13 protein-coding genes are annotated in these 19258 nt (G+C 71.5%); 10 read left to right on the top strand and 3 right to left on the bottom strand.

The features are described 5' to 3' along the window. Window positions 1-37: 37 nt before the first annotated feature. Window positions 38-2797, bottom strand: coding sequence for a lysylphosphatidylglycerol synthase transmembrane domain-containing protein (locus tag AB0H78_RS18745; protein ID WP_363235524.1), 2760 nt, complete (start codon window positions 2795-2797; stop codon window positions 38-40). A 218-nt stretch (window positions 2798-3015) separates the two neighbouring features. On the opposite strand from AB0H78_RS18745, the gene AB0H78_RS18740 reads away from it, so the two are divergent. From AB0H78_RS18740 to nudC, 6 genes are all read left to right on the top strand, one after another. Next, window positions 3016-3375, top strand: a complete 360-nt coding sequence (locus tag AB0H78_RS18740) for an MGMT family protein (RefSeq protein ID WP_363235523.1) — start codon at window positions 3016-3018, stop codon at window positions 3373-3375. A gap of 182 nt (window positions 3376-3557) precedes the next feature. Further along, the gene (locus tag AB0H78_RS18735; protein ID WP_363235522.1) at window positions 3558-6800 is read left to right on the top strand and encodes an ATP-dependent DNA helicase; all 3243 of its coding nucleotides are present in this window, start codon (window positions 3558-3560) and stop codon (window positions 6798-6800) included. 95 nt (window positions 6801-6895) lie between these two features. After that, on the top strand, window positions 6896-7693 hold the full coding sequence (locus AB0H78_RS18730; protein WP_363235521.1) for a hypothetical protein: 798 nt from the start codon (window positions 6896-6898) through the stop codon (window positions 7691-7693). A 71-nt stretch (window positions 7694-7764) separates the two neighbouring features. Next, entirely contained in the window at window positions 7765-11331 is a 3567-nt protein-coding gene (locus tag AB0H78_RS18725) for a UvrD-helicase domain-containing protein (RefSeq protein WP_363235520.1), read from the top strand. Window positions 11332-11341: 10 nt separating this feature from the next. Then, window positions 11342-12736, top strand: coding sequence for a dipeptidase (locus AB0H78_RS18720; protein ID WP_363235519.1), 1395 nt, complete (start codon window positions 11342-11344; stop codon window positions 12734-12736). 49 nt (window positions 12737-12785) lie between these two features. After that, window positions 12786-13736: an NAD(+) diphosphatase gene (gene nudC / locus AB0H78_RS18715; RefSeq protein ID WP_363235518.1), complete on the top strand. Its 951-nt coding sequence runs from the start codon at window positions 12786-12788 to the stop codon at window positions 13734-13736. A 51-nt stretch (window positions 13737-13787) separates the two neighbouring features. On the opposite strand, the gene AB0H78_RS18710 is transcribed toward nudC, so the two are convergent. Further along, the gene (locus AB0H78_RS18710) at window positions 13788-14042 is read right to left on the bottom strand and encodes a glutaredoxin domain-containing protein (protein ID WP_363235517.1); all 255 of its coding nucleotides are present in this window, start codon (window positions 14040-14042) and stop codon (window positions 13788-13790) included. Window positions 14043-14215: 173 nt separating this feature from the next. Between AB0H78_RS18710 and AB0H78_RS18705 the strand changes: the two genes are divergently transcribed. From AB0H78_RS18705 to AB0H78_RS18690, 4 genes are all read left to right on the top strand, one after another. Then, window positions 14216-16447: an ATP-dependent DNA helicase UvrD2 gene (locus AB0H78_RS18705; protein WP_363235516.1), complete on the top strand. Its 2232-nt coding sequence runs from the start codon at window positions 14216-14218 to the stop codon at window positions 16445-16447. A 173-nt stretch (window positions 16448-16620) separates the two neighbouring features. Beyond that, window positions 16621-16941: a hypothetical protein gene (locus AB0H78_RS18700; RefSeq protein ID WP_363235515.1), complete on the top strand. Its 321-nt coding sequence runs from the start codon at window positions 16621-16623 to the stop codon at window positions 16939-16941. Window positions 16942-17117: 176 nt separating this feature from the next. Continuing rightward, window positions 17118-17474, top strand: coding sequence for a WhiB family transcriptional regulator (locus tag AB0H78_RS18695; RefSeq protein ID WP_363235656.1), 357 nt, complete (start codon window positions 17118-17120; stop codon window positions 17472-17474). Further along, a complete protein-coding gene (locus AB0H78_RS18690) occupies window positions 17471-17800 on the top strand; it encodes a hypothetical protein (RefSeq protein ID WP_363235514.1) in 330 nt (109 codons plus the stop codon). Before AB0H78_RS18695 ends, AB0H78_RS18690 begins: the two co-directional genes overlap by 4 nt. Before the next feature lie 83 nt (window positions 17801-17883). Here the strand turns inward: AB0H78_RS18690 and AB0H78_RS18685 are convergent, their stop codons facing one another. Beyond that, window positions 17884-19236 (bottom strand): AarF/ABC1/UbiB kinase family protein, encoded by a 1353-nt coding sequence (locus tag AB0H78_RS18685; protein WP_363235513.1) that lies wholly within the window; start codon window positions 19234-19236, stop codon window positions 17884-17886. Window positions 19237-19258 lie beyond the last annotated feature (22 nt).

Genomic DNA, 19258 nt, shown 5'->3' with positions numbered 1-19258 from the left:
GAGGGCCTGGCGGGAGGTACGGGCGAGGCGGTGGTGCCTACAACTCGCCCTTGCGCGTCAGGTAGTTGAAGCACAGCCAGCCGGGGAAGACCGGGAGCCAGAACGTCAGCAGCCGGTAGAGGAGCACCGCCGCACCCGCGACGCCCGCCGGCAGCCCCGCGATCACCAGCGCCGTCGTCAGGGCGGTCTCCACCGCGCCGACCCCGCCCGGTGTCGGGATGGCGGAGCCGACCGCGTTGGCCGTCAGGAAGACCACGGCGATGGAGGCGTAGCTCAGGTTGTTGCCCTCGCCGAACGCGCGGATCGAGGAGTCCAGGCACATCACGAACGTGGCCGTGAGGAGGAGCATTCCGCCGATGCCGGTGAGGAGTTTGCGCGGGCGCTGCAGTACGTCCAGCATGCGCGGGATCACCCCGGCGAACAGCGAACGCACCCGGGTGACCACGAACTTGCGCAGGAAGGGGACCGCCGTGACCACCAGCGCCAGGACCGCCGCCGTGAGCAGACCGGCGATCACCGTGCGGGAGGGGGAGAGGTCGGCCGTCGACTCCGTGCCGGTGATGTAGCCGAAGACCATCAGCAGGGTGATGTGGCTGGCCAGACCGAACAGCTGCGATGCGCCCACGCTCGCCACCGCGAGTCCCGGGCGGATCCCCGAGCGCTGCAGGAAGCGGGTGTTGAGTGCGACGCCGCCGACCGCCGCGGGGGCGACCAGCTTCACGAACGAGCCGGCGATCTGCGCCATGACCGTACGGAGGAAGGAGACGTTCTCGGGTACGAAGCCGAGCAGGCTCATCGCGGCCGCGACATAGCTGAACGCGGAGAAGAAGACCGCGGCGATCACCCAGCCCCACTGCGTCTGGTGGAGGAGGTCGGCGAAGGGGATGTTCGCCATCTGGGTGAAGAGGAAGTACGCGGCGATCGAGCCCGCGATCAGGCTGATCAGGGTGCGCGGCTTGATGCGCTCCAGGCGGACCGGCTCGACCGGGGCCTGCGGGCGGATCAGCAGGACCTGGTGGCGGATCTGGGTGAGCAGATCCTCCTCGCGGGCGTTCTCCAGGGCGTCGTCGATGGCGTCCTTCTCGGCCTTCTTCTCCGCGCGTACGTCCTTGCGCGAATCGGCCGGGGCCACCTCGTTGGTGTTGCTGCGGGCCCGCGCCTGCCGGGCCGCGTCCGAGGCCTCTATCACTGCCTCGCGCTCGAGCTGGGCGCGCTCGCGGGCGATCTGGCGCAGGGTCGCGCGGGTGGTGCGGCTCAGCGCGATCGGCTGGAGAAGGGGAAGGCTGTCGGCGACGGCGTCCGGACCGAGCACGGACACGGCGGCGGCCACCGCCCGCTCGGCCCCTGCGCGCAGGCCCAGCGTGGTGAGCAGCTGGGCGATGTCCATGCGGAGCACGATGTCGCCGGCCGCGATCTCGCCGCCCCGAAGATCCGTGATGATCACCGCGCCGGAACGATCCACCAAGATCGCGTCGCCGACCAGCCGGCGGTGCGCGATCCGCCGGGACTGCAGCGACTTCACCTGGCGCCAGGCGCTGTGCAGCAGCTCGTCGGTGATCTCGTCGTCGGCGAGGGAGTCCAGGGAACGCCCGCCCAGGTGCTCGTAGACGAGCATCACGGCGTCCGGGCCGAGCTCGGAGGTGGCGATCAGCTTGGGGGCGTTCGCGCCGGCCGCGATGGCCGCGTACGCGAGGAGCGCCTCTTGTTCGAGGGCCTGGCGCAGCGACTGGATGGAGCGGCCGGTGGAGATGGAGCGCAGCGTGAGGCGCCGCCAGACCCGGTAGAAGAAGCCCTGGGCCTGCTGCTCGCGGTCGACGACGGTGACGTCGAGGGGCGGGCCGTCCTCCAGCGTGACCAGATAGCGGCGGCCGCGGTCGCCCTGCTCGGAGGAGTCGGGGACGTCCTCGGCGCGCATCGCGGTGACGGGCTTGAAGCCGACGTGGCGCAGGCCGGCCAGGAGCTGGCGGCCTGTGGGACGGACATTGGGCGAGCCGACGGCGTACAGCGTGCCGTACGCGACGGTCCAGCCGATCAGGATCGTCAGGGCGATCGAGAAGGGGGTGGTCTGGCCGCCGAGGAGCACGGCGAAGGAGTTGACGAGCAGGACCACCCACAGCGCGACCCGCCAGCGTGGTCGTCTGGCCATGCCGACGGCCGTCATATAGGCGATGACGGGGGCGAGATAGCCGTGCACGGGGTCGGTGAGGCCGCCGCTGCCGCCGACGATCGGCTGGGTCAGGGCGTCGGTGATCGACTGGGGGGCGGCGCGCGAGACCCAGAGGTCGGTGGCGAGCGAGACGCCGTGGGCGAGGACGGCGGCGAGCACTCCGTCGGCGATGCGCAGCCCGTCACGTTTGACCAGGCGCTCGATCGCGAAGGCGACCGGGAGGATCAGTATCGCGATGGAGGACGCCAGGCCCGCGAGCTTGATCAGCAGCGGCGGAGTGCCTCCGGTGCTCTTGCTGATGTCCGCTTCGAGGCCGCTGGTGGTGCCGTGGGCGAAGGCGGCGATGGCGAGCAGCAGCGCGATGGCGAGGATGCCGGTGAGCAGGCGCAGCAGGTCGGAGGGGCGGTGCACACGGGCGGCGAGGAGCGGCTCGTCACCCGAGACGCGGTCGATGTGCCAGGGCGCATCGTCGTTCTCGCAGCCGGCGGCGGACGGGGACTCGGATTCGGCCGTACTCCCGGTCCCGGCGGCGGTCCCGGGCGCGGTTTCGTTCGCGGTGCCGGTGCCGGTGCCGGATTCTGGGCGCGGCTCGGCGTCGGGAGTGCTTGCCGCCGCACTGGATGGCTGCACGCCCTGCTCCTCCGTCGTGTCCTTCTGATCCCTGATCACTGGCTCTTGCCTCGCCGCCCCCGGAAGCCGCAGAACTGCACTCCACCTTGGTCACTGCCGGGAAGATGGTGGCACGGCGGACCGACACAAGGGGGCATCAGGGCCCCTTTGCGGGAGGAATCACGCTCCGTGTCCGGGCCGGAAGGGTGCTCCGGGCACTGTCGGTGGTGTGGTGCAGGATGGGTCGGATGAGCGACGAGCTGGACGAGCTGCCGGAGTACGCGGAGAGGGTCCTCGAAGTGGCGGAGATGATTCCGCCCGGGCGCGTCATGACGTACGGGGACATCGCCGAATGGCTGGAGGAAGGCGGCCCGCGCCAGGTCGGCCGGGTGATGGCGCTCTACGGCGGCGGCGCCCCGTGGTGGCGCGTGGTGCGCGCCGACGGCGCCCTGCTGCCCGGCCACGAGCTGCGCGCGCTCGGCCACTACCGCGCCGAGTCCACCCCGCTCAAGGAGGCCTCCCGGGCCGCCGAAGGCCATCTGCCGCGCCTGGACATGCGGCGGGCGCGCTGGGACGGCGGCGACGGGGCTCATGTCTGACAGCTTCCGCCATGCGCGTGTGCGGCGGGTTCTCTGAGGACCGTACGGAGTACGGGCCCGCCCGCACGACCGCGTACGCGACCGATCCTCTGCGCCCCCGACGCCACCTGGCGTAGCGTCGTCCGCAGGCGCCCCGCGCAGCCCCGTCACCACCAGCACACTCCCCAGGACCGGCGATCCACTTGAGCTCCTCCTCCACCCACCGGGTACGGCAACGGACCCAGGGCGCATACCGACTGGTGCGTACCCCGCCGGGCCCGGTGGATCCTCCTCTTCTGGACGCAGAGCAGCGCGCCGTGGTTGACCATGCCGGACAGGGGGCGGGACCCCTGCTGGTTCTCGCCGGTCCCGGCACAGGCAAAACCACCACTCTGGTGGAGGCGGTGGCACGCCGCGTCGCCGAGGGCGGCGACCCCGAGCGGATTCTCGTCCTCACCTTCAGCCGCAAGGCGGCCGCCGAACTGCGCGACCGCATGGCGGTGCGGCTGGGGGGCGCGCGCGGGCCGCAGGCCACGACCTTCCACTCGTACTGCTACGCCGTCGTACGGGCGCACCAGGACGCCGATCTGTACGCCGAGCCGCTGCGGCTCCTCTCCGGACCCGAGCAGGACGTCGCCGTACGGGAACTGCTCGCCGGGCAGCTGGAGCTCGGCCACATCCGCTGGCCCGACGAGCTCCGCGCCTGTCTGACCACGCGCGGCTTCGCCGACGAGGTGCGTGCCGTGCTCGCCCGCAGCCGCGAACTGGGGCTGCGCCCCGAGACCCTGGCGGACTTCGCCCGGCGCACGGGCAGGCCCGACTGGGACGCGGCCGCCGCCTTCCTCGCGGAGTACCTCGACGTCATGGAGCTGCAGGGCGTCCTGGACTACGCGGAGCTGGTGCACCGGGCGATCCCGGTCGTCGAGGAGGCGGACCTCGGGCGTGCGTACGACACGGTCTTCGTCGACGAGTACCAGGACACCGACCCGGCCCAGGTCCGCCTGGTGCAGGCGCTGGCCGGCGGCGGGCGCACGCTGATCGCCTTCGGCGACCCCGACCAGTCGATCTACGCGTTCCGGGGCGCGGACGTCGGCGGGATCCTGGACTTCCCCGACACCTTCCACCGCACCGACGGAACCCCGGCCCCGGTCGGTGTCCTGCGGACCTCGCGCCGCTCGGGGGCCGAGCTCCTCAAGGCCACCCGGCTGCTGACGCAGCGGATGCCGCTGACCCGGCTGCCCGCCGAGAAGGTACGGGCCCACCGCGATCTGGGTGCGGTACGGGCGGGGGGCCGCGTGGAGGCGTACACCTACCCCACCGCCGGAACCGAGCTCGACAACATCGCGGACATCCTGCGCCGCGCCCACCTCGAAGAGGGCGTCCCCTGGGGCGAGATGGCGGTCCTGGTGAGGGCGGGCGGCCGCTCGATCCCCGCCGTGCGCAGGGCGCTGACCTCGGCCGGCGTACCCCTGGACATCGACGGCGACGACCTGGCGCTGCGCCACGAACCGGCGGTCGCACCGCTGCTGCTCGCCCTGCGGGCGGTGGCCGAGGCGGTGCAGGACCCGGACTGCGGGCTGTCGACTGAGGTGGCCCTGGAGCTGCTGGCCTCGCCGCTCGGCGGGATGGACTCCACCGATCTGCGCAAGCTCGGGCGGGCGCTGCGGGACGAGGAGCGGGCGGGCGGCAATCGCGTACCGCCGCCGTCCGACGAGCTGCTCGCGCGCGCGGTCGCCGAGCCCGAGCGCCTCGTCGTGCACGACGCTTCGTACGCGCGCGGCGCCCAGCGCCTTGGCCGGCTGCTCGCCGCCGCGCGGCAGGTCCTCGGCGACGGAGGCACCGCCGAGCAGGCGCTGTGGGAGCTGTGGAGCGGCACCGGCTGGCCGCGCCGGCTGGAGCGGGCGGCGCTGCGCGGCGGGGCGGGCGGCCGGAACGCGGACCGCGATCTCGACGCGGTGTGCGCGCTGTTCGACACCGCCGCACGCGCCGAGGAGCGCACCGGCGGGCGGGGCGCGCTCAACTTCCTGGAGGAGCTGGACGCCCAGGACATCGCCGCCGACACCCTCACCCGGCGGGCGCTGCGGCCCGATGCCGTACGGCTGATGACCGCCCACCGCTCCAAGGGCCTGGAGTGGAGCCTGGTCGTGGTGGCCGGCGTGCAGGAAGGGCTCTGGCCCGACCTCCGTCGGCGCGGATCCCTCCTCGAAGCGGACCGGATCGGCCGCGACGGACTCGCGGAACCGCTCACTCCGGGAGCGCTGCTCGCCGAGGAACGCCGCCTCTTCTACGTCGCGGCCACCCGTGCCCGCCACCGCCTGGTCGTCACCGCCGTCAAGGCCCCCGCCGACGACGGCGACCAGCCCTCACGCTTCCTGGCCGAACTGGGCGTCGAGCCGAAGGACGTCACGGGCCGCCCGCGCCGCCCGCTCGCGGTCGCCGCGCTCGTCGCCGAACTGCGCGCCACCACCGTCGACCCGCACGCATCGCCGACGCTGCGCGAGGCGGCGGCCCACCGCCTGGCACGGCTGGCCGCCCTCGCCGACGAGGAGGGCCAGCCAATGGTCCCTTCCGCGCACCCCTACCGCTGGTGGGGCCTGTACGACACGACGCGCTCCGAGGTCCCGCTCCGCGACCGCGACGCACCCGTCGCGCTCTCCGGCAGCGCGCTCGACCAGCTGGCCAACACCTGCTCCCTGCAGTGGTTCCTGGGCCGGGAGGTCAAGGCGGACGCACCGTCCACGGCCGCCCAGGGGTTCGGGAACGTGGTGCACGTCCTGGCCGACGAGGTGGCTTCGGGCCGTACGCCCGCCGACCTCGCCGTCCTGATGGAGCGGCTCGACTCGGTGTGGGACGGGCTCTCCTTCGAGGCGCCCTGGAAGTCCGCGCAGGAGAAGGAGAACGCGCGCGTCGCCCTGGAGCGCTTCCTGCGCTGGCACGTGATGGACCGGGCGGCCCGCACCCCTGTGGCCACCGAGCACGGTTTCGACGTGACGCTGGAGGCGGGCGCGTACGAGGTCCGCATCCGCGGCTCCATGGACCGCGTCGAGACGGACGCGGAGGGCCGTGCGTACGTCGTCGACTTCAAGACCGGCAAGTCCACGCCGACGCGGGACGAGGTCGCGCACCACCCGCAGCTCGCGGTCTACCAGCTGGCCGTACGGGAAGGAGCCGTCGACGAGATCTTCGGCGGGCAGCGGCCCGTCCCGGGCGGCGCCGAACTCGTACAGCTGCGGCAGGCGGCGGCCAAGAAGGACGGCGGCGAGGAACTCCCGAAGGTGCAGGGGCAGGAGCCCCTGGTGGGGGAGTGGGTCGGCGACCTGCTCGCCACGGCGGCCGGGAAGGTGCTGGACGAGCGGTTCACGCCGACGACCGGGACGCACTGTGGGCACTGCACTTTCCGGGGGGCGTGCAGCGCGCAGCCCGAGGGGCGCCAGATCGTGGAGTGATGTGTTCCGGATCACGTCGGGTGCTGTGCATCCCCTGTGAGGGTTCGGTAGTCGTAAAGACTCGGTAAAGCGTTTCTTTGCGAGGAGAACAACTCATGGCAGCCCAGCGGAAATTCTTGGTCACAGCGGTGGCGTGCGTGGCGGCGACCGTCGCTCTCGCGGGCTGCGGAGGCAGTGACGACGGCGGCAAGGCGAAGGGCTCGGACGGCAAGGGCTCGTCCTCGGCCTCGAAGAGCGCGGACGCTCCGGCCAAGTCCGCCGTCGACGGGCTCACCCCCGAGCAGATCGCGGCGAAGGCGCTTGCGGCGACGAAGGGCGCGGGGTCCGCGCGGGCCGACGGTACCGAGACCACGGAAGGTGACACCACGAAGATGACGGTGTCGGTCACCGACGCCGGCGGCGGTCAGTGCACCGGCACGTTCTACTCGCCCAAGGGGGCCCCTGCGGAGCTGGTCGGCCAGGGCAAGATCACGTACATGAAGGGCTCCGACGCGTTCTGGACCGAGCTCGGCGGGGGCGAGGACGGCGGCGCGATGCTCAAGCTGCTCAAGGGCAAGTGGATGAAGACGGGCGAGGACAGCGCCGGCGGCGATGACGACTTCTGCTCGCTGACCTCCCTGCTCAGCCACCTGGAGGCGAAGGACACCAAGGGGGTGACCAAGGGGGCCGACGCCGAGGTCGACGGCAAGAAGGCCGTCACCCTCGTAAAGAGGACGGGCGCCGAGACGCGCACGTTCTACGTGGCCGCCGAAGGCGAACCGTATTTCCTCAAGGTCGAGAGCAAGGGCGGCAAGGAGCCGGGCACCTTCACGCTCACCGACTTCGGCAAGCCGGTGAAGGCGACGATCCCGCCGGCGAGCCAGGTCGCCGACCTGGACGCACTGGGGGGCTGACCCCTTCGGGGCGCGGGTGGCCTCGGGCAGTCGCGGCGCGGCTGTCAGTGGCCACCGCTAGCCTCACTGGGGTGACCGCACGTATCACCGACCCCGAGCAGCTCAAAGAGCTCCTCGGTATCCCTTTCACCCCGGAGCAGACGGCCTGCATCACGGCACCGCCCGCTCCGCAGGTCGTCGTGGCCGGGGCGGGGTCGGGGAAGACGACGGTGATGGCCGCCCGGGTGGTGTGGCTCGTGGGGACCGGGCAGGTGGCGCCCGAACAGGTCCTCGGGCTGACCTTCACCAACAAGGCCGCGGGGGAGCTGGCCGAGCGCGTACGCAAGGCACTGGTGCGCGCGGGTGTGACCGACCCGGACGTGATCGACCCCGACAACCCTCCGGGCGAGCCCCGGATCTCCACGTACCACGCCTTCGCCGGGCAGCTGCTGAGCGACCACGGGCTGCGCATAGGGCTGGAGCCGACCGCCAGGCTGCTGGCCGACGCGACGCGCTACCAGCTGGCGGCGCGGGTGCTGAGGGAGGCGCCGGGCCCGTACCCCGCGCTGACCAGGTCCTTCATCTCGCTGGTGAGTGATCTGCTCGCGCTGGACGGCGAGTTGTCGGAACACCTCGCCGAACCGGACCGGCTCAGGGCGTACGACACCGCGCTGCTGGAAACCCTGGAGGGAGTCAGACTCTCCAACGCCGACCTGCGCAAAGTGCCCGAGGCGGCCGAGGCGCGCGGCGAACTCCTCGACCTGGTGGAGCGCTATCGCAAGGCCAAAGCGTCCCGCGACCTCCTCGACTTCGGCGATCAGATCGCGCTCTCGGCGGAACTGGCACGGACCAGGCCCGAGGTGGGGACGATCCTGCGGGACGAATTCCGGGTGGTGCTCCTGGACGAGTACCAGGACACGTCCGTGGCCCAACGACTGCTGCTGTCGGGCCTGTTCGGGGGCGGCACCGGCCACGCGGTGACCGCGGTGGGCGACCCCTGCCAGGCTATCTATGGCTGGCGCGGCGCCTCCGTGGCCAACCTCGACGACTTCCCCGAGCACTTCCCGTACGCCGACGGCCGCCCGGCGGTGCGCTTCTCGCTCAGCGAGAACCGCCGCAGCGGCGGCCGCCTCCTCGACCTCGCCAACAACCTGGCGGCGCCCCTGCGCGCCATGCACGCCGGCGTGGAGGCGCTGCGGGCCGCGCCCGGCGCGGAGCGGGACGGGATGGTGCGCTGCGCCCTGCTCCGTACGCACGAGGAAGAGATCGACTGGGCGGCCGACTCCATCGCCCATCTGGTGCGTACGGGCAAGGAGCCGGGCGAGATCGCGGTCCTGTGCCGTACGGCCGGTGATTTCGCGGAGATCCAGGGGGCGTTGGTCGCCAGGGACGTCCCGGTGGAGGTCGTGGGCCTGTCCGGACTGCTGCACCTCCCGGAGATCGCCGACCTCGTGGCGTACTGCGAGGTGCTCCAGGACCCGGGCGCCAACGCGTCCCTGGTGCGGCTGCTGACCGGACCGCGCTGGCGGATCGGGCCGCGCGACCTGGCGCTGCTCGGCCGCAGGGCGCGCCTGCTGGTCCGTTACGAGACGGGGTCCGACGACGATCCTGACCAGCGGCTCGCGGACGCGGTCGAGGGGGTGGACCCGTCGGAGGTGATCTCCCTGGCGGACGCGCTGGACACCTTCCTGGACGCGGGCGGCTCCGGCGTCGAGGACGACAAGCTCCCCTTCTCGGTGGAGGCCAGGGTGCGTTTCGCGCGGCTCGCTGCCGAACTGCGCGACCTGAGGCGGTCGTTGGCGGACCCGCTGATGGACGTGCTGCACCGGGTCCTCAACACGACCGGCCTGGAGGTCGAACTGTCGGCCTCGCCGCACGCGCTGGCGGCCCGCCGCCGCGAGACCCTCTCCAACTTCCTGGACATAGCGGCGGGCTTCGCGTCCCTGGACGGCGAGGCGTCGCTGCTGGCCTTCCTGGGATTTCTGCGGACGGCGGCCCAGTACGAGAAGGGCCTGGACAACGCCCTGCCCGGCGGCGAGAACACGGTGAAGGTCCTCACGGCGCACAAGGCCAAGGGCCTGGAGTGGGACGTCGTGGTGGTCCCCGGCCTGGTGGCGAAGCAATTCCCGAGCGAGCAGTCACGCGAGAGCTGGACGGCCCAGCCGAAGGTGCTGCCGAACGCACTGCGCGGCGACGCGGCGACACTCCCCGAGGTCGGGGCGTGGGACGCGAAGGGCATCGCGGCGTTCAAGGCGGCGAACAAGAGCCACCAGCACACGGAGGAACTGCGCCTGGGCTACGTGACGTTCACGCGCCCGCGCTCCCTGCTGCTCGGCTCGGCGCACTGGTGGGGCCCGACGCAGAAGAAGCCGCGCGGCCCCTCGGACTTCCTGATGGCGCTGTACGACCACTGCGAGGCGGGCTTCGGCGAGATCGAGGCGTGGGCGCAGACCCCGGAGGAGGACGAGGAGAACCCGGCACTGCAAGAGGCGGCCAAGGACCACGCCTGGCCCCTCCCTCTGGACGAGGCGGCGACGGCGCGGCGGCGAGCGGCGGCGGCGCTGGTGCTGGCGTACCTGGAGCGGCCGGAGGACGTGGCGACGGTCCAGGAGGAGCCCCCGGAGGACCTCGCGGATTGGGACGACTGGCCCACGGAAGAGCCAGACGTGGGAGACGAGGACCACACCTCTGCTCACGCGGACGAGGACCTGGCCCGCGCGCACAATCAAGCCCGAACCAGGCAAAATTCCGCCCCTCCGGCGATTGAGGAGCGGGGGTCCGGGGGCGGAGCCCCCGAAAGCGGGGCCCAAGGCGCAGCTCCGCCCGCGGCGGAGCCGCGAAATGTCACAGCGGGAAGGGGCGGGTCAGGGGAACATGCCTCGGCCCAAACCACGCCCGACCCCGGCGCACGCCCGCACCCCACGGACCCCCTCACTCCGGAGGAGACCAGGACACTCACGTCCTGGGACAGAGACCTGGACGCGCTCACGGAGGAGCTCCGCCGGGCCCGCCGGGCCACGGTGGACGTTCCCGTCCCCCCCGCCCTCTCGGCCTCCCAGCTCCTCCACATCGCCGCAGACCCGGACGGCTTCGCCCAGGAGCTGGCCCGCCCCATGCCCCGGCCCCCCGCCCCCGGAGCCCGCAGAGGCACTCGCTTCCACGCCTGGGTCGAGGCCCGCTTCGAGGAGATCCCTCTCCCGATGCTCGGCCCCGACGAACTCCCCGGCGGTCACGACGACGAGCCCGAGATCCAGGACGAGCGCGACCTCGCCGCGCTCAAGGACGCCTTCGAGCGCACCCCGTACGCCCACCGCACCCCGTTCCGCATCGAGGCCCCCGTCCAGCTGACCCTCGCGGGCCGCGTGATCCGGGGCCGTATCGACGCGGTCTACCGCACAGGACCTTCCACCTACGAGATCGTCGACTGGAAGACCCATCACGCCCCCACGGCGGACCCCCTCCAGCTGGCGGTCTACCGCCTCGCCTGGGCCGAGCGGTACGGACTGCCGCTCTCCGCCGTGGACGCCGCGTTCCTCTACGTACGCAGCGGCGAGGTGGTCCGCCCCGCCCACCTCCCGGGCCGCGCGGAGCTGGAGCGGATCCTGCTGGGCGAACCCCTGGGCGAACCACCAGCGGAACCACCCCCACCGGCCGGTTAGGCTCGATGGCATGAGCGACACCCCGGACAGCGCCGTCCGTACGTACATCGAAGCGCACCGCACGGCTTTCCTCGACGATCTCGCCGACTGGCTGCGCATCCCGTCCGTCTCCGCCCAGCCGGACCACGACGCGGACGTACGGCGCAGCGCCGACTGGCTGGCCGCCAAGCTCAAGGAAACAGGCTTCCCCACCACGGAAATCCTCGATACGCCCGGCGCCCCCGCGGTCTACGCGGAGTGGCCCTCCGAGGACCCCGCCGCCCCCACCGTCCTGGTCTACGGACACCACGACGTGCAGCCCGCCGCCGTCGAGGACGGCTGGGACACCGACCCCTTCGAGCCCGTGCTCAAGGGCGGCCGGATGTACGGACGCGGCGCCGCGGACGACAAGGGGCAGGTGTTCTTCCACACACTCGGCGTCCGCGCCCACCTCGCCGCCACCGGCCGCACGACCCCCGCCGTGAACCTCAAGCTCCTCATCGAGGGCGAAGAGGAGTCCGGCTCCCCGCACTTCCGCGACCTGGTCGAGGCGCACGCAGACCGCCTCGCCGCCGACGTCGTGATCGTCTCCGACACCGGCATGTGGTCCGAGACGACGCCCACCGTCTGCACCGGCATGCGCGGCCTCGCCGAGTGCGAGATCACCTTCCGCGGCCCCGACCAGGACATCCACTCGGGCTCCTTCGGCGGCGCCGTCCCCAACCCGGCGACCGCCGCGGCCCGCCTGGTCGCAGCCCTGCACGACGCCGACGAGCGCGTCGCAGTCCCCGGTTTCTACGACGGGATCGCGGAGCTCACGGAAGCCGAACGGAAGCTCTTCTCCGAGCTGCCCTTCGACGAGTCGGAGTGGCTGCGCACCGCGAAGTCCCGCGCCCCGCACGGCGAGAAGGGCCTGACCACCCTGGAGCGCATCTGGGCCCGCCCGACCGCCGAGGTCAACGGCATCGGCGGCGGCTACCAAGGCCCCGGCGGCAAGACGATCATCCCCTCGTCCGCGATGGTGAAGCTCTCGTTCCGCCTGGTCGCGGGACAGGACCCGGCGCGCATCGAGCAGTTGGTCACCGACTGGACGGCCCAGCAGATCCCCGCCGGAATCGACCACACCATCACCTTCGGCGCGGGCACCCGCCCCTGCCTCACCCCGCTCGACCACCCGGCGCTCCAGTCGGTGGTCCGGGCGATGGGACACGCCTTCGGCACCAAGATCCGCTTCACCCGCGAGGGCGGATCGGGACCCGCCGCCGATCTCCAGGACGTACTCGGTGCGCCCGTGCTCTTCCTGGGTATCTCCGTACCGTCGGACGGCTGGCACGCACCCAACGAGAAGGTCGAGATCGACCTGCTCCTCAAGGGCGTCGAGACCACCGCCCACCTGTGGGGCGACCTCGCGGCCGCGCTCCACTGAGCTCCACCGAATCGAACAGTCAGTCCACGAGGGGGAGTTGGAAGCAGAAGTGAGCACCAACAGCCACACCACCACCGAAGACCCGAACCGGCCCATCGGTCTGACCGCTCTGAGCGGCATCGACCGCGCCGCACACCATCGTCTCGACGAGGCGTGGCTCGCGGCGGCCTGGAGCCACCCCTCCACCCGGGTCTTCGTGGTCTCCGGCGCGCAGGCCCTCATCGACGAGAACGCCGAGGGGCAGACCGAGCTCGTCATGACGCCGTCCTTCGAGGCGCCGCTGACCGAGGAGCACCGCTACTTCCTCGGTACGGACACCGAGGGGATCCACTACTTCGCGCTGCAGAAGGACGCCCTGCCCGGCCGCATGGACCAGCCCGCGCGCGCGGCCGGCCTGCGCGAGGCGGGTCTGCTGCTGTCCGCGCGAGACGCCGGGCTGCTGGTCCACGCGGTGGCGCTGGAGAACTGGCAGCGACTGCACCGCTTCTGCTCGCGCTGCGGGGAGCGCACGGTCATCGCGGCGGCCGGCCACATCCGCCGCTGCCAGGCCTGCGGGGCCGAGCACTATCCGCGTACGGACCCGGCCGTGATCATGCTGGTGACGGACGACGAGGACCGGGCGCTGCTCGGCCGCCAGGTGCACTGGCCGGAAGGGCGCTTCTCGACCCTGGCGGGCTTCGTCGAGCCGGGCGAGTCGATCGAGGCGTCGGTGGCGCGGGAGGTCTTCGAGGAGGCCGGGGTGGTGGTCGGTGAGGTGAGCTACGTCGCCAGCCAGCCGTGGCCGTTCCCCTCGTCGCTGATGCTCGGCTTCATGGCGCGGGCGACCACGTTCGAGATCAATGTGGACGGTGAGGAGATCAGCGAGGCGCGCTGGTTCTCGCGCGAGGATCTGCGTACGGCGATCGAGACCGGCGAGATCCTGCCGCCCGCGGGTATCTCGATCGCGGCCCGCCTGGTGGAGATCTGGTACGGAAAGCCGCTGCCGAAGCCGCTGGGCTGACCTGCGGCCGGGCGGGCTCGCTGTTCCTGAGCCCGCCCCGCGGCGGTGCGGCTACGCGCTCAGCGCCTGCTTGACCTGCGCGAGCGACGGGTTGGTCATGACGGACTCCGCGCCGGTGTCGCCGACGATCAGCAGGGTCGGAACCGTCTGGTTCCCGCCGTTCGCCTTCTCGACGAACGCGGCCGAGTCCGGGTCGTGCTCGATGTTGATCTCGTTGTACGCGATGCCCTCGCGGTCCATCTGGCCCTTCAGCCGACGGCAGTAGCCGCACCACGTGGTGCTGTACATCGTCACAGTGCCCGGCATGTGTCTCGCGCTCCTCTGCTGCTTCTGCTCCCACGTCCGACGCGTGTTCGCACCGCGTAGAACGTACGTGACCAGGTGACCATTCCCGCACGGGTACGACAGCAGTACGACTAACCCCGCCCCCTGTGGACAACGCTTCACGTCCGCCCCCGGCGACCTGGCAGCATGGCGGGGTGACATCAGCAACGCACTCCCCGCTCTTCCCGCAGACTCCCCAGGTCCCCGAGGTCCCGGACTCGGCGGACGCGGTGCTCGACGGGCTCGACCCCGAGCAGCGCGAGGTCGCCCTGGCCCTGCACGGGCCGGTGTGCGTCCTGGCGGGCGCGGGCACGGGCAAGACCCGCGCCATCACCCACCGCATCGCCTACGGGGTGCGTGCCGGGATCCTGCAGCCCAGCACGGTGCTGGCCGTCACCTTCACCAACCGCGCGGCGGGCGAGATGCGCGGCCGGCTGCGCCAGCTCGGCGCGGGCGGCGTCCAGGCGCGTACGTTCCACTCCGCGGCCCTGCGCCAGCTCCAGTACTTCTGGCCCAAGGCGGTCGGCGGCGACCTGCCACGCCTCCTGGAGCGCAAGGTCCAGCTGGTCAACGAGGCGGCGGCGCGCTGCCGGATCCGGCTGGACCGCAATGAGCTGCGCGATGTCACATCCGAGATCGAGTGGGCCAAGGTCACCCAGACCGTCCCTGCCGACTACCCGGCGGCGGTCGCCAAGTCCTCCCGTGACGCCCCCCGGGCCCCGGCGGAAATCAGCCAGATCTACTCCACGTACGAACAGCTGAAGCGCGACCGCGGAGTCATCGACTTCGAGGACGTCCTGCTCCTGACGGTCGGCATCCTCCAGGACCGCCACGACATCGCGGCGACGATCCGCAGCCAGTACCAGCACTTCGTGGTCGACGAGTACCAGGACGTCAGCCCGCTCCAGCAGCGGCTCCTGGAACTGTGGCTCGGCGACCGCGACAACCTTTGCGTGGTCGGGGACGCCAGCCAGACGATCTACTCCTTCACCGGGGCCACCCCCGATCACCTCCTGAACTTCCGCACCCGCCACGCGGGCGCGACGGTCGTGAAGCTGATCCGCGACTACCGCTCCACCCCCCAGGTCGTCCACCTCGCCAACGGACTGCTCTCCCAGGCCCGCGGCAAGGCCGCCGACCACCGCCTGGAGCTGGTCTCCCAGCGCGAGGCCGGCCCCGCGCCCGCCTACGTCGAGTACGGGGACGAGCCCGCCGAGGCCGAGTCCACCGCCCGCCGCATCCGCGACCTGATCGCCTCCGGCGTCCCGGCCTCCGAGATCGCGGTGTTCTACCGCATCAACGCCCAGTCGCAGGTCTACGAGACGGCCCTCGCCGACGCCGGAGTGCCCTACCAACTGCGCGGCGCCGAGCGTTTCTTCGAGCGCCCCGAGGTCCGTGAGGCAGGCGTCGCCCTGCGCGGGGCCGCCCGCGCCGGAGGAAACGACTCCCTCCTGGACGACGCGGACGACCTCGCGTCGCAGGTGCGGGCCGTGCTCGGCACCAAGGGCTGGACGGCCAAGGCCCCGGCGGGCTCCGGTGCGGTCCGCGACCGCTGGGAGTCGCTCGCCGCCCTGGTCGGCCTGGCCACGGACTTCTCCAAGGCCAAGCCGGGATCGACGCTCTCCGACCTCGTGGCCGAGCTCGATGAACGGGCCGCCGCCCAGCACGCCCCCACGGTGCAGGGCGTCACCCTCGCCTCGCTGCACGCGGCGAAGGGCCTGGAGTGGGACGCGGTCTTCCTGGTCGGCCTGACCGAGGGCATGCTGCCGATCACGTACGCCAAGACCGAGGAGCAGATCGAGGAGGAACGCCGCCTGCTGTACGTCGGCGTCACCCGCGCCCGGATGCACCTCACGCTCTCCTGGTCCCTGTCGCGCGCTCCGGGCGGCCGGGCCTCCCGCCGCCCCAGCCGCTTCCTGACGGGCCTGCGCCCGGGCACCGTGGCATCGGGCGCACGCAGTGCGGGCGGCAGCGGTGGCATCGAGCGGGGCGGTTCCACGGCGCCCGGCACGGAGTCCGCGGCCCCGGGCGCGGGCCTGCGCCGCAAGAAGCGCGGCCCCGTCCGCTGCCGGGTCTGCGGCAAGGCGCTGAACGACGGCGGCGAGATGAAACTGATGCGCTGCGAGGACTGCCCCTCGGACATGGACGAGGGCCTCTACGAACGGCTGCGCGACTGGCGGGCGGTCCAGGCGAAGGCGCTGGGACAGCCCGGATACTGCGTGTTCACGGACAAGACACTGATGGCGATCGCCGAGACCGTGCCGTCCACCGGCGGCGAGCTCACGATGATCTCCGGAGTCGGTGTCCGCAAGATGGATCGTTTCGGTTCGGACGTCCTGGCGATCTGTGCAGGTCAGGAGCTTGGAGAAAGCTCCGAGGACGACTGAGGGAAAATCGTCGAGAAAATAGTTTGCGCACGCCCCAGGAACCCCCATAGGTTCTTCATCACGGGAACAGCGTCTTCTCTGAAGCCCTGACTCCGTGCTGTACTTAACCCATATACGTATGGGACCAGGCCTCCGGGCCGAGGTCCTCGAGACGCCGAGAGGAGGCGAGACCAGTGGCAATCATCATCGACTTCACCAAAATGACCGATTCCTCGGTCGTCGCCACCTGCCCGCTCGGCTCCTCGCTTCGCGCCACCGGTCTGTCCGGCATCTCTGCCGTCAGCCCTGTCGCCCTGTCGAGCTTCCCCGTCCGGGAGCGTAATGAGCGACCGACCCAGGCACCGGAAGCAGCAGTAGCGAAGGCACAGGCCAAGGCCTATGCGTTTGCGGCAACCGGTGCCGGACTCGGAAGCAAGACGCAGCAGCAGACGACACAGCACCACCACAAGATGTGGGCCTTCCGCGGGCTCGAACCCTGGAGTGATCCAGCCTGATTCAGTCAGGCAGGCGCCTTCAGGGCCGCGGAACCCCACCCGGGATCCGCGGCCCTTTTGTTTGTTCTGGGCCACCAGCAACCTCCGGTCAAACAGACCGGAACGACCAGACGAGGAACGAAACCACCGTGCAGACCACCCTGCAGACCGCAGCGCAGACCACAGCGCAGACGGCAGTGCACGCCCCGTCCGTACCGCCCTCCCAGACACTCCCGCCCCCTGACGCCCAGAAGGACCCCACCTTGACTCCGCTCACCGCGCTCACCGCTCTCGACGACGCCATCGAGAACCTCGGCGCCCCCGTCCCCTGCCGTTCGTACGACCCCGAGGTCTTCTTCGCCGAGACCCCGGCCGACGTCGAGTACGCCAAGGCCCTCTGCGGCACCTGCCCGCTGGTCGAGGCCTGCCTCGCCGGCGCCAAGGAGCGTCGCGAGCCGTGGGGTGTCTGGGGTGGCGAGCTCTTCGTCCAGGGCGTCGTCGTCGCCCGCAAGCGTCCCCGTGGCCGTCCGCGCAAGAACCCGGTCGCGGCATGAACCTCACCGGCTCCGGAACCATCGACCGACCCAGCACACACGAACCTCAGAAGCAGGACCCCATGAGCACCTCCGCCAACGAGCCGTCCGGCTCCGCAACCCCCGTCGTCACCACCATCGGCGCGACCGCCTCGCGCAAGAACAGGACCCTCGAGATGCAACTCATCCCAGAAGCCATGGCTCGTTCACATATGCACGAGCGGCTGCGTGAAGCCGAGATGGAACGTCGGGCCCTGCGCCTGATGTCCGCCCGGCGCCTGCAGCGCCGTGCCGAGCGCGCCTCCCAGCGCGCCCGCCGCGCGCTGGCCATGGCCGTCATGCAGTAGTACCTCGTGCAGTAAGCGGCATGCGGTACAAGAGATACGCCTCCCGTGGGGCCGGTCCGAAAGGGCCGGCCCCACGGGTGCGTTCACGCCTCAGGCGCCTCTTCCGGCAGGAACCCCGGCAGCCAGGTCTCCAGCTCGTCCCTCAGCCGCACCGTCGCACCCAGCTGGCAGAGCACCCCGATGGTGCTCAGCGTCACGCGGTGGATCAACAGATAGCTGGGCGGCAGATTCAGCTGCTTGCCCAACTGGTGGGCGGGGGAGCGGGGATCGGCGATCCTGGCCGCCTGCGCCCGCATCCAGCCGCGGCTGAAGGTGAACTCCTCCGCCTGGGCCGGCTCGATGATCGGCAGCAGATAGTCCAGGACCGCGTCCGGGTCGAGATCTATGGACTCCTTCACGAACCCCTCGTCGCGGAGCATTTCGTACACCGCCTCCGCATCGCCCTCGATGGTCATCCGCAGCGAGTCCCCGATCGTGGTCGGAAGCCCCCCGGGCAGCCGGTCCACCGTCCCGAAGTCCAGCACCCCCAGCCGCCACCCTTCTTCCTCCGCACCCTCGTGCGGCGGCAGCAGCCGGAAGTTGCCCGGATGCGGATCGGCGTGCAGCAGCCCCGTGCGCGCGGGACCGGAGAAGAGGAACCCGGCCAGCAACTGCCCTGCCCTGTCGCGCTGTTCCTCCGTGCCCTCCGTGATGATCTCGGCCAGCGGTATCCCGTCGATCCACTCCGTCACCAGCACCTGATCGACCTGGTGCACCACATCCGGCACCATCACATCGGGGTCCCCCGCGAACTCCGCCGCATGGTCCCGCTGGGCCTGCGCCTCCAGTGCGTAGTCCAGCTCCTCCGACACCCGGTCGCGCAGTTCGACGATGAGCGGCTTGATGTCCATGCCCGGGATCAACGGGCCGAGCAGCCGCGCGAACCGGGCCAGTTGATTGAGATCCGAGAGCAGCGCCTCACCGGCCCCCGGGTACTGCACCTTCACCGCGACCTCGCGCCCGTCATGCCACACCGCCCGATGCACCTGCCCGATCGAGGCGGCGGCCGAGGGCTTCTCCTCGAACTCCAGGAACAGCTCCCGCCACTGCTCGCCGAGCCGCTGTTCCAGTACGGAGTGGACCGTACGGGTCGGCATCGGCGGAGCCGCCTCCTGCAGCTTGGTCAGCGCCGCCCGGTAGGGCCCCGCGACCTCCTCGGGCAGTGCCGACTCGAAGACGGAGAGCGCCTGCCCGAACTTCATGGCGCCGCCCTTCAGCTCACCCAGGACCTTGAACAGCTGTTCCGCGGTGCGCTGCTGCAGCTCGCGCGCCACGATCTCCGCGGACTTGCCGCCGATCCGCTTGCCCAGGCCCCAGGTGGCACGGCCGGCGAAGCCCAAGGGGAGGGCGGCCAGTTTGGCAGTACGAGTGACCGCCTTCCGGGGAAGATCAGACATGCGCCCCTCCATTTCCCAGACT

The organism is Streptomyces sp. NPDC050738 (assembly GCF_040654175.1).
In the GTDB taxonomy this organism is placed as follows: domain Bacteria; phylum Actinomycetota; class Actinomycetes; order Streptomycetales; family Streptomycetaceae; genus Streptomyces.
The sequence above is the reverse complement of the archived record's forward strand: the minus strand, read 5'-3'. Positions and strand labels throughout refer to the sequence as shown.

What these genes read in the sequence shown, in the direction of transcription:
- AB0H78_RS18685 (WP_363235513.1), bottom strand. Translation starts at nt 19,236, where the DNA reads ATGTCTGATCTTCCCCGGAAGGCGGTCACTCGTACTGCCAAACTGGCC.
- AB0H78_RS18740 (WP_363235523.1), top strand. Translation starts at nt 3,016, where the DNA reads ATGGGTCGGATGAGCGACGAGCTGGACGAGCTGCCGGAGTACGCGGAG.
- AB0H78_RS18690 (WP_363235514.1), top strand. Translation starts at nt 17,471, where the DNA reads ATGAACCTCACCGGCTCCGGAACCATCGACCGACCCAGCACACACGAA.
- AB0H78_RS18730 (WP_363235521.1), top strand. Translation starts at nt 6,896, where the DNA reads ATGGCAGCCCAGCGGAAATTCTTGGTCACAGCGGTGGCGTGCGTGGCG.
- AB0H78_RS18720 (WP_363235519.1), top strand. Translation starts at nt 11,342, where the DNA reads ATGAGCGACACCCCGGACAGCGCCGTCCGTACGTACATCGAAGCGCAC.
- AB0H78_RS18710 (WP_363235517.1), bottom strand. Translation starts at nt 14,042, where the DNA reads ATGCCGGGCACTGTGACGATGTACAGCACCACGTGGTGCGGCTACTGC.